We start from the raw sequence: 15,017 nt of genomic DNA, 5'->3' as shown, positions 1-15,017 counted from the left end.
GTGCCAACATATGCCGGAAAATCGCCAAGCAGCCGAAGAGGAGACACCCGGATGGTGCGGCACATGCCGGAGGCCCCCACCGGGACCCGTCCCCTGCCCGGCGGCGGCGAGATCGACGCGCACCGGCACGACGACCACCAGATCGCCTATCCCTACGAGGGCGTCATCTCCATCACCACCGGCGCGGGCACCTGGGTGGCGCCGGGCAACAGGGCGCTGTGGATCCCGGCGGGCACCGTCCACGAGCATCGTGCCTACGGGCGTACCGACCTGCGCCTGATCGGCTTCACCGAGAACCCGCTGCGCCTGGAGCGACCCGCTGTCCTGGCCGTGACGCCGCTGCTGCGCGAGCTGATCGTGGCCTGCTCCGAGGAGCCGGGGGACCCGCTGCTGCGCGCCGTCCTGCTCGACCGGCTGCGCCGCTCCCCCGCCCCCGAGCACCCGGTGCACCTGCCCGCGCCGCGCGACCCCCGCCTGGCCGCGGTCTGCGCGATGGTCCGGGCCGATCCGGCCGGCGACCGTACGCTGCCGGAGCTGGCCACGGCGGCGGGCACCAGCGACCGCACCCTGGCCAGGCTCTGCCGTGCGGAACTCGGCATGACCTTCCCGCAGTGGCGTACACAGACCCGCCTGCACCACGCCCTGATCCTGCTGGCGGAGGGCCTCCAGGTCACCACCGTGGCCCACCGGTGCGGCTGGTCGTCGGCCAGCGCCTTCATCGACGCCTTCCGGCACGCTTTCGGCCACACCCCGGGCCGCGCGTTTCGTTCCTGACGCCTTTACATTGTAGATCCTGAGTACGATGAAGTGTTGTGAGCAAGAAGAGCAAAGGCGGCGGTCAGGGCACCCCGGCCACCGTGGCGCTGGCCAAGGCGGGAGCGGACTTCACCCTCCATCCGTACGAGCACGACGCGAACGCGCAGGCCTATGGCGAGGAGGCGGCCGACGCGCTCGGCCTGCCGTACGAGCAGATCTTCAAGACGCTCGTGGCCGAGGTGGAGAGCGGGCTGGCGGTGGCGGTGGTGCCGGTGGCGGGCAAGCTGGACCTGAAGGCGTTCGCGGCGGCGCTCCGGAGCAAGCGGGCGGCGATGGCCGACACGGCCAAGGTCGAGCGGGTCACCGGCTACGTGGTGGGCGGCATCAGCCCGCTCGGGCAGCGCAGGCAGTTGCCGACCGTGGTGGACGAGTCGGCGCTCGGCTTCGAGACGATCTACTTCTCGGCCGGGCGGCGCGGGCTGCAGATCGAGACGGCGCCGGGCAACCTCGTCGGGCTGACCCGGGCCACGACAGCTCCGATCGCTAAGACCGGCTGACCACGCGCGTACCAGCGGCCAGGTCGTGCAGGCCGGCGCGGTCACGGCGCGCGAGCAGGAGCACCAGCGTGAGCAGCACCATCGCGTAGCAGACGATCAGGGCCGCGAGGACGGTCACGCCCATCTCGCCGGGGGTGTGGACCGTCCGGATGACCGCCATGTGGGCGAGTTGCCAGGGCAGGAGCTTGACCGCGTTGCGGGCCAGCACCCGGCCCGGCCCCGGCCGCCCGCCGTCCACGGTGGTCACGACCAGGCCGGCGCGGCCACCGCGAGGACGGCGAGCCAGCCCAGGATGACGAGATAGTCGAGGCCCAGCGCGACGAAGCGGGGTTTCAGCGGCGCCTTGACCATGGTCCGACGATGCCGGCGGACGGGCGGGTGCGCCTCCCCCCGGGGGAGGATTCGTAGGATCGCCCTGTGACGGATCTGCACTATCTGACGGCCACCGAGATGTCCCGGCTGCTGCGCGCCCGCGACATCAGCGCCGTGGAGCTGCTCCAGGCCCACCTCGACCGCATCGAACAGGTCAATCCCCGCGTCAACGCCATCGTGACGCTCGCCGCCGAGCAGGCCATGGACACCGCGCGGGCGCTGGACTCCGTCGCGCCCGCCGGGCCGCTGCACGGGCTGCCCGTCGCGCACAAGGACCTCGTGGACACCGCGGGCCTGCGCACCACGTACGGCTCGCCCGCCTTCGCCGACCACGTGCCGGAGAAGGACGACCTGATCGTGCAGCGGCTCAAGGCGGCCGGGGCGGTCACGATCGGCAAGACCAACACGCCCGAGTACGGCACCGGCTCCCACACCGTCAACGAGGTGTTCGGCGCCACCCGCAACCCCTACGACCTGACCAGGTCGGCGGGCGGCTCCAGCGGCGGCGCGGCCGCGGCGCTGGCCGCCGGGATGATCCCGCTGGCCGACGGCTCGGACATGGGCGGTTCGCTGCGCAATCCGGCCTCGTTCTGCAACGTGGTGGGGCTGCGGCCGACGCCCGGCCGGGTGCCGGCGATCTCCGACAAGGCGGCCTGGTACACTCTCGCCGTCCCCGGCCCCATGGCCAGGACCGTCGACGACCTCGTGCTGATGCTGCAGGTCGTCTCCGGGTTCCACCCGGGCTCGCCGTTCGCGGTCACCGAGCCCTTCCGCACCGATCCCATCGAGTCCGTGGAACACATGAGGGTCGCCTGGAGCCCCGACCTGGGCGGACTGCCCGTCGACCCGCGTACCGCCGAGGTCACTGCGAACGCGCCGCGGATCCTGGAAGAGCTCGGCGCCCGTGTCGAGCGGGTCGACCTCGACCTGTCCGACGCCGACGACGCCTTCCGTATCTACCGGGCCTGGTACTACGCGCTGGCCTTCCCCGACCTGGACATCCTCGGCCCCAACACCCGCTGGAACGCCGAACAGGGCCGCCTGCTCACCGGCGCCGACCTGGCCCGCGCCGAACGCCTGCGCACCGGCCTCTACCACCGCATGACCGCGTTCTGGGATCGCTACGACGTCCTGCTGGCCCCCGTCAGCCAGGTGCCGCCCTTCCCGGTCGAGGACCCGTACGTCGCCGAGATCAACGGGGTCCGGCTGCCCGACTACCTGTCGTGGATGCGCTCGGCGTACTGGATCAGCGTCCTGCACGCGCCCGCCGCCAGCGTCCCCGCGGGCTTCACGCCGGACGGGCTGCCGGTCGGCGTGCAGATCGTCGGCCGCCCCTTCGCCGACGCGCGCGTCCTGCGCGTGGCGCGCGCCTTCGAGCAGGCCACCGGGTACGGCTCCCGCCGCCCCACCCTCTAGATCCCGTACGGCTTGCGCAGCGCCGAGTCGCGGTAGCCGTGCATGCCTTCGAGCAGGCCGAACAGCGCCACGGCCAGCAGCGGCCAGGCAACGAGCACCCCGCGCGCGGTGAGCTCCAGCGACCCCGGCACCACCTTCAGGCCGGGCGCCGCCGCCTCCACGGTGACCACGCCGATGGTGACGGCGGAGCCGACCCACAGCGTGAGGAAGGAGGCCAGCACGCCGCCGGCGCAGAGCCCGGCGAGCACGGGCAACTGCTCGCGCCGGTTGCGGAACCACGCGGCGGCCCCGCACAGCAGGCCGAGCCCGCCGGTGATCGCCGCGAACCATCCGTCGGCGGCGATGAGCGCCTGCGTGGACGGGTCGGCCAGCGCGGGGCCCTTCTCGGTGACCGCCATCGCCGCGCGCGGAGCCGCGTACGACCAGGCCAGACCGGCCAGAACCCCCAGGACCGCCATGACAAGCACGGTCACCGCGAAAGGCCGCACATGCCGTACCACGCCACTCTCCCTCGCAACTATGCCCGAACCGCTCGATGGTATCTCGGTACCTACCCGAACACGCCGAGGCGGACATCGCACCAGCGCCTCCGGTAACGCGGGACAATGTCCGGATGAGCGATGAAGAGGTCTGGCTGATCGATCCCTCCGGACCGCTGCGGGGGGACGTCGTCGTCAGGGGATCCAAGAACGGTGTCTCCAAGCACATGGTGGCCGCCATGCTGGGCACCGGGGAGAGCACGATCGGCAACGCGCCCGAGGTCGGCGAGGTCGGCATCACCGCCGCCATGCTGCGCGCCCTCGGCATCAACGTGGAGATCGACGACGGCGAGATCCGCATCGAGCAGGGGCCGGAGATCCGGCCGAGGGTGCCGGAGGAGTACACCGGGCTCAACCGCATCCCCATCCTGATGCTCGGCCCGCTGCTGCACCTGGCCGGAGAGGCGTTCGTGCCGCTGGTCGGCGGCGACCCGATCGGCCGGCGGCCCATCGACTTCCACGTCGACGCGCTGCGCCAGATGGGCGCCGAGGTCGACATCCAGGAGGGCGGCGTCTACGCCAAGGCCAAGCGGCTCAACGGCACCCGCCTCGTGCTGCCCTACCCGAGCGTCGGCGCCACCGAGACGGTGCTGATGTCGGCGGTGCTGGCCGAGGGCAAGACCGTGCTGAAGAACGCGGCCATGGAGCCGGAGGTCGTGGAGCTGGCGCTGTTCCTGCAGCGGATGGGCGCCAGGATCGAGCTCTCGCCCGACCGCAGGATCGTCATCGAGGGCGTCGAGCGCCTGCACGGCGCCCAGACGTGGCTGGCCGGCGACCGTATCGAGGCCTTCTCCTACCTGGCGGCCGGGCTGGTGACCGGCGGCGAGGTACGCGTGCACGGCTGCCCGCAGGACCGCCTGGTCACCGCGATCACCACGCTGGCCAGGATGGGCGCCCAGTTCCAGATCAACGACGAGTACCTGTGCGCGACCGCCCCGCCCGAGGGCCTGCGCTCGGCGGCGGTGCAGACCGACACCCATCCGGGGTTCATGACCGACTGGCAGACGCCGCTCATGGTGCTGTTCACGCAGAGCCAGGGCATGTCGGTGCTTCACGAGACCGTCTTCGAGAACCGTCTGGTCTACGTGCCCGCGCTGCAGGAGATGGGCTGCGAGATCGAGGTGTTCGACCAGTGCCTGGGCGGCCCGGCCTGCCGCTACCACGACACCAACGCCAAGCACTCGGCGGTCGTGCGGGGCGTGTCGCAGCTCAAGGGCGCCGACGTGCGGCTGCCCGACATCCGCGCCGGCTTCTCCGCGGTGCTGGCGGCGGCGGTGGCCGACGGGCAGTCCACGCTGCGCGGAGTACACCACATCGAACGCGGATATCACCGGCCTTTCGAGCAGTTCAAGATGCTCGGATTGAACATCCAAAGGCGCCGGTAAAGAGTTGGAAGCGGGCGTTTGCCGCTGATCACCAGGTCGTACATCATCCTTCGTGACTGTCCTCAAATCCGTCGGCGCTTTGGGGGTGGTGGGGGCTCTCGGAGGGGTGCTCACGGCCGCCTTGGCCGTGCCCGCCGTCAGCGGCGCGGGGCTCACGGCCAAGAACCTCGCCGCGACCTTCACCGACCTGCCGCCCGCCCCCCGCGAAGAGCCGCTCTCCCAGGTGACGCGGCTCCTCGACCGGCACGGTGAGGTCTTCGCGCAGTTCTACACCGCCAACAGGACCGAGGTGCCGCTGGCCGGGGTCGCGCCGGTCATGCGCCAGGCCATCGTGGCCATCGAGGACGCCCGCTTCTACGAGCACGGCGGCCTGGACGTCAAGGGCACGATCCGGGCACTGATCACCAACAGCCAGGCGGGCGGCATCCGGCAGGGCGGCTCCTCCCTCACCCAGCAGCTCGTGAAGAACATCCTGGTGGAGAACGCGCAGAGCGAGGTCGAGCGCGACCGGGCACGGGCGCCCAGCATGGCCAGGAAGATCACCGAGCTGCGGTACGCGCTCGCGCTGGAGGAGAAGTACCGCAAGGACGAGATCCTGGAGCGCTACCTCAACATCGCCTATTTCGGCGCCGGAGCCTACGGCGTCGAGGCCGCCGCCCAGCGCTTCTTCTCCACCTCCTCGGCCAAGCTCACGCTCACCCAGGCGGCCACGCTGGCCGGGGCGGTACGCTCGCCGTACGCCAACGACCCCTCGCTCGGGCGCAGGCAGCAGGCGCGGCTGAAGGCGCGGCGCGACCTCGTCCTGGACCGCATGGCCGCGCTCGGGATGATCACCGGGCCGCAGGCCGCGGCGGCCAAAGGCGCCAGGCTCGGCCTCAAGCTGGCGCCGCAACCGGGCGGCTGCGCCCAGAGCCCCTACCCGTTCTACTGCGTGTACGTGCAGCGGGAACTGCTCTCCAGCCCGGTCTTCGGCAACACGCCCGCCGAACGGCAGCGGCGCATGGCCAGGGGCGGGCTGACGATCCGCACCGCGCTCGACCCGAGGGCGCAGCGCGCCGCCGAGCGCGCGATCTCCGCGCAGGTACGGCCGGAGGACACCGAGGTGGCCGCCGAGGCCATGGTCGAGCCCGGCAACGGCCGCATCAGGGCGATGGCGGCCAGCAAGCGCTTCGGCAACAACCCCGGCAACCGCAAGAACGGCCCGAACACCACCTTCAACCTCCCCGCCGACGTCATGCACGGCGGCGGGCAGGGCTTCCAGGCGGGCTCGACGTTCAAGGCGTTCACGCTGGCCACCGCCCTGCAGCAGGGCTGGCGGTTCGGCCAGGGCTTCCAGACGCCCGGCGCGCTGGTGCCCGCGAGCGGCTACCGCGACTGCCGGGGCAACGCGGTCAACGACCGCAACGCCCGCGTCTACAACGCCAGCGGCGAGGGCAAGGGCGGCCCGCACAGCCTGGAGACCGGCACCTGGCAGTCGGTCAACATCTTCTACATGATGCTGGAGGAGAAGGTCGGCCTCTGCAACGTGGTCAGGACCGCGCAGGCGCTCGGCGTCAGCCGAGCCGACGGGACGGCGCTGCGCGAGGTGCCGACGTTCACGCTCGGCGTCAACGAGATGGACCCGGTGACTGTGGCCGCCTCGTTCGCCGCCTTCGGCGCCAGGGGCCGCTACTGCGAGCCGCAGGCCATCCTGGAGATCTCCGGCGGCGACACCGGCAGGACCGCGGTGCCGCCCTCCTGCGAGCAGGCGCTCGACCGGCGCGTGGCCGACGCGGTCAACCACGTGCTCAGCGGGGTGTTCAGCAAGGGCACGATGAAGGGCCAGAGCATCGGCCGGCCCGCCGCCGGCAAGACCGGCACCAACAACGGCTACACCTCGGCGTGGTTCGCCGGGTACACCCCGGACCTGGCGGCGGCGGTCAGCGTCGGCGACATCCGGGGCTCCTACCGCTACCCGCTGCGCGGCGTCCAGATCGGCGACCAGTACTACGGCTCGGTCCAGGGAGCCTCGCTGCCGGGCCCGATCTGGGTGCGGTCGATGGAGTCGGCGTTGCGGGGGGTACGAAGCCATGGCTTTGCCCATCCGGATATGTCACGCTTCGGCGGTGGATTCACTCCGGGGCTGAAGGAGGCCCAGGCGGCCGAGCGCAAGGCGGGACGCGACCGCAAGGCCCGCCACCAGCGGGTGCGCTGGAATCGCGGCGGCGGCAACCACCGCAAGCCGCACAAGGTGCGCTGGAAGCGCCGCCACCGCTGAAGAAGGCACTTGACATCGCATCGCAACCCGGGAGTTATGTTCCGGGATTGAACCACGTGGCTGCGGTGGATAACGTCCGGGAGGATTCACCTAGCCGTTCGGAGTCATTCATGCGCGATTGGCCAGGTTTAGTCGGGCGGGACGCCGCGCTTCAGTCGCTGCGCGAGGCGATGACGGCTCCCCCGTCCGTGGCGTTGGTGGAGGGCGAGCCGGGCATCGGCAAGACCACGCTGGTGCACGCGGCGGCCGTCCACGCCCGTGCGTCCGGGCGCAGCCTGCTGCTCGGGCACTGCCATCAGCTGCGCGAGCCGTTCCCCTATGGGCCGGTCTTCGAGGCGTTACGCGATCTGATGGGGCGCCTGCCGTACCCGGACAAGCTCAATCCCGTCACGGGTGCGCTGCGCGGCCATCTGCCCGAGCTGAGCGACGTGTTACCCGTGGCGCCGGCGCCCCTCACCGACCCGGACGCCGAGCGCCACCGCCTCTTCCGCGCCGTGCACGGCCTGCTGGACGCCGCCGGGCCGACCGTCCTGGTCATCGAGGACCTGCACTGGGCCGACGACGGCACCCAGGATCTGCTGCGGTTCCTGCGCCGCCGGCCGCCGGACGGGCTGTCGCTGGTCATGACCTACCGCAGGCGCGACCTGCCCGCCGCCGGGCTGCCGCTCGGCTCCGCCTACCGCCACGCCCCCGAGGCCACCACCGTCGTCATCCCGCTCGGCCCGCTCGACGCGCGCGACGTCGGCACGCTGGCCGCGGGCCTGCTCGGCCGCGACGACCTGCCCTCCGCCTTCGCCACCCGCCTGCACGAACGCACCTCCGGCATCCCGTTCCTGGTCGAGGAGGTCGTGCGCTCGCTGGGCGACGACCGCAGCCCCGAGGCCCTGGAACACGCCGGAGTGCCGTTGCTGCTGCGCGAGTCCATGACCGAGCAGCTGGCCAGGCTCTCCCCCGCCGCGCTCGGCACCGTCCGGGCGGCCGCCGTACTCCGCCTGCCTTCGGGCGAGCCGCAGCTCGCCGCCGTCGCCGGTGACGGGGGCGGCCTCCTTGAGGCGCTCGCCCTCGGCGTCCTGCACGAATACCCCGGCAACCGGTACGGCTTCCGCCACGCCCTCGCCCAGGAGGCGGTCTACGACACCATCCCCGGCCCCGACCGCAGAATGGCCCACGAGCGCGCGGTGCGGGCCCTGTCAGGCGAGGACCCGCCCTCGCTGGTCCAGCTCACCTTCCACGCCCGCAGGTCCGGCGACACCAACGCCTGGCTGCGCTACGGCACCGCCGCCGCCGAGCAGGCGGCCGCCCTCGGCGACGTGGCACTGGCGATCCAGCTCCTCGAGGAGATGGTCGCCGACCCGGGACTGCCCGGCTCGGAACGCGTCGCGCTGGTGCTGACCATGGGCCGCCTGGCCGTGGCCGGGCTGTCGGTGCCCCGCGTGACCCGGCTGCTCAAGCAGGTGCTCACGGACAACACGCTCTCCCGCGACCTGCGCGGCCAGGCCAGGCTGGCCCTCGGCCTCATCCTGTTCGCCCAGATGGGCGACATGGTCACCGGGCCGCCGGTGATCCTGACCGCCGTGGAGGAACTGGACGACCGCCCCGCGCTGGCGGCCAGGGGCCTGGCCGGTCTGGCCATGCCCTGGTGGGGCACCGAACCCCTGGCCGTGCACGAGAAGTGGATGGCTCGCGCCGAGGAACTGGTCGCGACCACCGACGACCCCGAGGTGAGCGCGGCCGTGCTCGGCAACAGGGCGGCGCTGGCCATGGCGATGGGCACCCCCGATGCGAGTAAGCTCATCGCCCGCCTGCCGGCCTCCGACCCCTCGGCCGCCGTACGCAGGCAGGTCGCCCGCGCCTACTGCAACCTCTACGACCTGGCCGCCACCCTCGGCCTGTACGGCGAGGCCGACGACCTCGGCCGCCTGGGCCGCACGCTCGCCCTGGAGACCGGTGCCTTCTTCCACACCAACCTGGCCGAGGGGGTGGACCTGCGCCTGGCCTGGCTGACCGGGCGCTGGGAGGGCCTGGGCGCCAGGGCGGCGACCGCGATCGAGCAGTTCGAGGAGACCCCGGTCGCGACCCTCGACGCGCACTTCGTCATCGGCCGCCTCGCGCTCGCCTCGGGCGAGTGGTCCGAGGCCGCCGCCCACCTGCACGCCGCCGGCCTCGACGAACCCCACGCCGGCTACCTGCCGCTCGCGCTGGCCGCCAGCGGCGGCCTCATCGAGCTGCACCTGGCCCGCGGCGAGGAGGCCCCGGCCGTGGTCGAGGCGGTACGCGCGGTGGAACGGCTGCGCGGCAAGGGCCTGTGGGTCTGGGGTGACCAGTTGCTGGTCCCCGCGGTCAACGCCCTGCTGCGCGGCGGGATGGCCGAGGAGGCGGCGGACCTGACCGCCGGCTTCGCCGAAGGAGTCGTCGGCCGGCGCGCGCCCTCCAGCGCCGCCGCGCTCGACCTGGCCCGCGGCACCCTTGAGGCCGCCGCCGGCCGGCACGAGGCGGCCGCCGCCAGGTTCGCGCTGGCCCGCGCCGCCTACGCCGCCATGCCGCAGCCCTACGCCGCCGCACGCGCCGGAGAGGCCGAAGCGGGTTCCAATCTCGCCCTGGGTGACCGTACGGCCGCCGCCACCGCGCTGGCCGAGGCCGCGGAACGCTTCGCCGCGCTGGGGGCCACCCGGGACGCCGCCCGCTGCCGGCACGCGCTGCGCGAGTGCGGCGTCGCCATCCCGACCGTGCGGCGCAAGAGCGAAGGTGTCCTGTCGCCGCGGGAGCGGGAGGTGGCCAGGCTGGTGGCGCTGGGCCGTACCAACAAGGAGATCGCGGAGGTGCTGTTCCTGTCGCGCAGGACGGTCGAGACTCACGTGGCGACCCTCCTGCGCAAACTCGGAGTGCGCTCGCGGACGGAGGTCGTGTCCGCGCTCGCGGCTGAGGGGGTCCCGGCCGCCGAGCGGCCGGGACCCGGGTGACTCATCAGACCTTGATGCTCCACCAGTCGAGAACGCCCTGGTCCTGGGCGTAGACGTCCTCGATGTACAGCACCCACCGGCCGCTCGCCTGCTGGGTCACCGGCACGGACCAGGTCCGGGTGCCGAAGGCCGAGCAGGAGGTGCCGCCGGCGGCCCTGATCTGGCGCCACGCCCCGTTGGGGCCTTGCAGCCAGATGTCCAGGTCCTCCAGGCAGGTGTGGTTGCTGGTGGCCGTGACCGTCACCGGGGACTGCGCCGTGCCCGTCGCCGTGGAGGTGATCGGGCTCTGGATGTAGGTGAAGTCGCGGATCTGGTAGTCGGTGTCGTTGCGGAACGTGCGGCCGCCCGTGTCGCCCGTCACGTTCAGCGTGAACACCGTGGTGCGGGTCGCGGTCTCACCGGTGCCGGTGATCGTCACCGAGTGGTTGCCCGTCGGGGTCGACGCGCTGGTGGTGATCGTCAGCGTGGAGCTGGCTCCGGAGGTGACCGAGGCGGGGTTGAAGGTGGCGTTGGCGCCGGCGGGCAGGCCCGAGGCGGTCAGGTTGACCGTCTGCGCGGTGCCGGCCGTCGTCTGCGTGTTGATCGTGGTCGTCGCCGCATTGCCGGCCAGAACGGTGCCGGACGACGGGTTGGCCGCGATCGAGAAGTCGCGCGGGTTCGGGTTGTCCGTGCCCACCGCGAGCTTCCAGATGGCCCACGCCACCGCGTCGGAGGCGCGGTCGAGGACCGTGTCGTTGATGTTGGCGGAGGTGTCGCACGCCGCGTGGTAGCAGCGGTCGTAGGCCTGTCCGGCCGTGCCGCCCCACTTGGCCGCCTGCGCCTGGGTCTTGGTGTAGCTGGCACCCGCGGCCACACCCGACGTCGCGATGCCCGCGTTGCGGAAGGTGGCGTCGTCGGAGCGGTTGGCGCCCTCGGTGTTCTCCTCCGGCTGCAGGTTCAGCCGGTCGTAGAACGCCTTGAGGTGCTGGGCGGCCGTGGTGTTGATGTTGTTGATGAAGTAGCCGCCGTTGGGCGAGCCCACCATGTCGTAGTTGTGGTAGACCTGGATCTTGTTGCGCTCGGTCTGGTTCAGCGTGGCCACGTAGCCCTCTGAGCCGTTGAGACCCTGCTCCTCGTCGCTCCACCAGCCGAACCTGACGTGCTTGAGCATGTTCGGCCGCGTCGCCGCCAGCGTCAGCGCGACCTCCAGCAACGCCGACGAGCCGGAGGCGTTGTCGTTGATGCCCGGTCCCGCCGAGACGCCGTCGAGGTGCGCGCCGGCCATGATGACCTGGTTGGCGTCGCCGCCCGGCCAGTCGGCGATCAGGTTCGGGCCCGCCCCGGAGGTACAGGTCGAACCGCACGCCACGCGGCGTACCTCGAAGCCGGCGGCCTGGAGCTTCTGCTCCACGTAGGAGACCGAGGCGGTGTAGCCGGCGCCGGTCGACCTGCGGTTGCCGCCGTTGTTGGTGGCGATCGTCTGGAACTGCGAGATGTGCGCCTTGACGTTCGTCAGGCTGATGTCCGGCGGATCCACCGTCGTGGTGCCCACGGTCAGCCGGTAGGTGGCCGTGTGCGTGGCGGTCTGGCCGGTGCCCGTCACCGTGATGGTGTGGGCGCCCTGCGGCGTCGTCGAGCTGGTCGTGATCGTCAGCGTGCTGTTGTTGCCGCTGGTCACCGACGCCGGGCTGAAGCTGGCGTTGGCGCCGGCGGGCACGCCGGAGGCGGTCAGGTTGACCGTCTGCGCGGCACCCGACGTGGTCTGGGTGCCGACCGTCGTCGTGGCCGTCTGACCCGGCTGCACCGTCCCCGTCGCCGGGTTGGTGGAGATGGAGAAGTCCTGGCCGGGCTGCTGGCAGGTCGGCTCGCCGGTCTGCACCGGCACGCTCACCGCGTTCCACGCCGCCTTCGTCGTGGCGCACTCGACGCTGTTGGCGCCGTACAGCTCCACCACCGCGGCCAGCGAGGCCGAACGGACGCCGGCGTAACGCCAGGACGAGGTCTTGCGGGCCAGGGCGCCCATGAAGATCTTGCCGGCCTTCTGGATGCCGATGCCGGTCACCGAGCTCGGCCCGCCGGAGCAGATCGGGCTGTTCGGCTTGCCGCCGCCGGGCGCGTTGCCCTCGGCCAGCAGGTAGAACCAGTGGTTCAGCGGACCGGCCGCCGCGTGCACCTCGGTGTTCGGGATCGCGGTGGACCAGCAGTTCGGGTCGCCGACGCGCGACGGGTCGAACATGTACCTGATCGGGCCGTCGCCCACCAGGTTCACCTCTTCGCCCACCTCGTAGTCCGGCGGGTCGTTCGGGTGGTTGGCGTAGTGCTCGGTCAGAGCGCCGAAGATGTCGCCGGTGCCCTCGTTGATGCCGCCGTTCTCGTTGCCGGAACCGGCGCCGCCGGGCGTGGTCTGGAAGATGGCGTGGCCGTACTCGTGGCCGACCACGTCGATCGGGGTGACCTGGCGCTGGTTGTCCTGGGAGCGGCCGAAGTTGGTGTAGCTGCCGTTCCAGTACGCGTTGACGTCGGCCAGGCCGACACGCGCCGGGAAGCCGCGGCCGGCGCCGTCGATGCCGTTGCGGCCGAGCCAGTCACGCAGCATGTCCCACTCGCGCTGGGCGCCGTAGAGGGCGTCCACGCAGGCGGTCTCCAGGTTCGTGCCGGAGCCGTTGCCCCAGACGTCGTCCGGTCCGGTGTACGGCTGGCCGTTCTGACCGCCGCACTGGATGCCGGGACGGGAGGTGTCGACCATCCGGTAGGTGCCGCCGGACTGGCTCGTGTCGATGGTCACGTTCGGGTAGTAGTAGCCGTTGCCGGTGCCGGCCTTGACCTCGTCGTAGTGGTCGGCCACCTTGCCGGTGCGGGCGTCCACGAAGACGTGCTGCTTGCTCGGCTTACGGGCGGCGACGCCCTCCACCACGGTCTCCCAGGCCAGCGTCGGCCGCTCGCCCCAGGCCAGCACGACCAGGCGGGGCGTACCGGTGACGTCCACCCGCGACAGGCGGCTCTTCGACACCCGGATCGCGCGCTCGGCGCTGACCACGGGCCGCACCGCGAGATCGGCCGGCGCGGGGCCGGAGGCCGCGGTGGTGTCACGCACCCGGCCCTGCGAGTCGGTCACGACGACAGCGTCGCCGCCGACCACCGGCAGGCCCTTGTAGGTGCGGTCGTAGGACACGTAGAACATGCCACTGGCGCCAGGCGTGACCGCCCGGCGCCAGTACGTCTCATCAGGTCCCTTGCGTAATTCGTCCAGCCCGCTGGCAACGGCCCGATCGGCCGCGGTGGCGGCGAGGCTCTTCGGGTCTGAGGCGGTCAGGCTCTTTTGGGGGTTGACGCCGGGGGGCGCCGCAGCGGCGGCCGGATTGATCACCATGGCGGCCGTGACGGCCAGCCCGGCGACTGCCGCGAGGACGGATCTGCGTCTCACTCGCCAGTCCTTTCAGGGTTCCGTCCACGCTGGCCCGCCGGTGTGGACGGGCCGGCGTGGAGGATGGGGGGTGTGGCGGCTTGACACTAAGACTGGACAGCTTGACGGGATATCCGTATCGATATCGGTATACGTACGGAAATTACGTTAACCACCGCTTTACGCGCCCACCTGTAAGACGCCCCACCCCCAGGCACCCCCCCCCCCCCCCCCCCCCCCCCCCCCCCCCCCCCCCCCCCCCCCCCCCCCCCCACCCCCCCCCCCCCCCCCCCCCCCCCCCCCCCCCCCCCCCCAACCCCCCCCGCGCCCACCTGTAAGACGCCCCACCCCCAGGCACCCCGCACCCCGCACCCCGCACCCCGCACCCCGCACCCCGCACCCCGCACCCGGAATCCAACCCCACGTCCGACGCACTCCCCGCCCACGCCTCGCAAGGCCGCACTCCACGTCCGCGCCACCCCGGCCACGCGCAGCCTGATGCCCGCACCGACACCTCCGCTGTCCGGGCCGCAGCACGACGGCATGCGCGGGCAGGCGCAGCACGACAGAACCTCACGGCTACCTGAGGCACCCCACCCCGCCCCGGCCCGTCACCGACCCCGCCCGGCCCTCGGCCCGCGCCTCTCCCCCGCACGCCCATGGCTCGCAAGGCCGCACTCCACGTCCGCGCCACCCCGGCCACGCGCAGCCTGATGTCCGCACCGACACCCCCGCTGTCCAGGGCCGCGGGGGTATCTCTCCAGGTGTGGAAAGTGATCTTGCTGGAAAGTAATTGATCGGCGGGCGGGGGCCCGCTTCTTCGGGGGGAGAACGACGTGTCTGTAATCGAGGGTGTCGACGGCGCAACGTCGACCACTGTAGGTGATCTTTCGGCTACCGGGGTGGAGGCGGAGAGGAAGGCCCGTCGTCCGATCCGGGAGTTGATGGGTGACCGGCTGCTGGATGAGCTGCTGGCCCGCTCCCGGGACGAGGCCGGAGGGCTGCGGCTGACCGGTGAGGGCAGCATGCTGGGCGAGCTGGTCAAGGCGGTGCTGGAGCGGGCTCTGGAGGCCGAGCTGAGCGCGCATCTGGGCTACACCAAGCATGACTTCGACGGGTACGGGACGGGCAACTCCCGCAACGGCAAGATCCGCAAAACGGTGCAGACCGGGGTCGGGCCGGTCCGGGTGGCCGTGCCCCGAGACCGGGCCGGGAGTTTCGAGCCGGCGCTGATCCCCAAGCGGGCCGGGCGGGTCTCCGGCGGCCTGGACGACATGATCATCAGCCTGTACGCGCACGGCATGAGCGTGCGCGACATCACCCACCATCTGGAGCAGGTGTATGGCACACAGTTGTCGGCCGAGACGATCTCACGGATCACCGGACAGGTGAT

Annotated in this window: 10 protein-coding genes; 7 read left to right on the top strand and 3 right to left on the bottom strand. The window is 72.0% G+C overall.

The window, feature by feature from the left end:
* Positions 1–63 precede the first annotated feature (63 nt).
* Complete coding sequence (locus tag ACFWYW_RS34525; RefSeq protein ID WP_379624037.1) at positions 64–774, top strand: AraC family transcriptional regulator; 711 nt, start codon at positions 64–66, stop codon at positions 772–774.
* 38 nt (positions 775–812) lie between these two features.
* Positions 813–1,313, top strand: coding sequence for a Cys-tRNA(Pro) deacylase (gene ybaK, locus ACFWYW_RS34520; protein WP_379624035.1), 501 nt, complete (start codon positions 813–815; stop codon positions 1,311–1,313).
* Here the strand turns inward: ybaK and ACFWYW_RS34515 are convergent.
* A complete protein-coding gene (locus ACFWYW_RS34515; RefSeq protein WP_379624033.1) occupies positions 1,300–1,560 on the bottom strand; it encodes an RDD family protein in 261 nt (86 codons plus the stop codon). The two genes, ybaK and ACFWYW_RS34515, sit on opposite strands and share 14 nt — an antisense overlap.
* Before the next feature lie 170 nt (positions 1,561–1,730).
* Here ACFWYW_RS34515 and ACFWYW_RS34510 point away from each other — a divergent pair, with 170 nt between their 5' ends.
* On the top strand, positions 1,731–3,101 hold the full coding sequence (locus ACFWYW_RS34510; RefSeq protein ID WP_379624031.1) for an amidase: 1,371 nt from the start codon (positions 1,731–1,733) through the stop codon (positions 3,099–3,101).
* Here ACFWYW_RS34510 and ACFWYW_RS34505 read toward each other — a convergent pair.
* On the bottom strand, positions 3,098–3,574 hold the full coding sequence (locus ACFWYW_RS34505; protein ID WP_379624029.1) for a hypothetical protein: 477 nt from the start codon (positions 3,572–3,574) through the stop codon (positions 3,098–3,100). The two genes, ACFWYW_RS34510 and ACFWYW_RS34505, sit on opposite strands and share 4 nt — an antisense overlap.
* 140 nt (positions 3,575–3,714) lie before the next feature.
* Here ACFWYW_RS34505 and murA point away from each other — a divergent pair, with 140 nt between their 5' ends.
* The 3 genes from murA to ACFWYW_RS34490 all read left to right on the top strand — a co-directional run bounded on the left by murA (position 3,715) and on the right by ACFWYW_RS34490 (position 10,242).
* A complete protein-coding gene (gene murA / locus ACFWYW_RS34500; protein WP_184960780.1) occupies positions 3,715–5,025 on the top strand; it encodes a UDP-N-acetylglucosamine 1-carboxyvinyltransferase in 1,311 nt (436 codons plus the stop codon).
* Between the two features lie 52 nt (positions 5,026–5,077).
* Entirely contained in the window at positions 5,078–7,282 is a 2,205-nt protein-coding gene (locus ACFWYW_RS34495) for a transglycosylase domain-containing protein (protein ID WP_379624027.1), read from the top strand.
* A 110-nt stretch (positions 7,283–7,392) separates the two neighbouring features.
* Complete coding sequence (locus ACFWYW_RS34490; RefSeq protein ID WP_379624025.1) at positions 7,393–10,242, top strand: ATP-binding protein; 2,850 nt, start codon at positions 7,393–7,395, stop codon at positions 10,240–10,242.
* A 4-nt stretch (positions 10,243–10,246) separates the two neighbouring features.
* On the opposite strand, the gene ACFWYW_RS34485 is transcribed toward ACFWYW_RS34490, so the two are convergent.
* Positions 10,247–13,645, bottom strand: coding sequence for a M28 family peptidase (locus ACFWYW_RS34485; protein WP_379624023.1), 3,399 nt, complete (start codon positions 13,643–13,645; stop codon positions 10,247–10,249).
* A gap of 923 nt (positions 13,646–14,568) precedes the next feature.
* Here ACFWYW_RS34485 and ACFWYW_RS34480 point away from each other — a divergent pair.
* The coding region (locus tag ACFWYW_RS34480; RefSeq protein ID WP_379627565.1) for a transposase at positions 14,569–15,017 on the top strand (449 nt) is incomplete at its 3' end.

This window comes from Nonomuraea sp. NPDC059023 (assembly GCF_042740095.1).
Taxonomy (GTDB): Bacteria; Actinomycetota; Actinomycetes; order Streptosporangiales; family Streptosporangiaceae; genus Nonomuraea.
The sequence above is the reverse complement of the archived record's forward strand: the minus strand, read 5'-3'. Positions and strand labels throughout refer to the sequence as shown.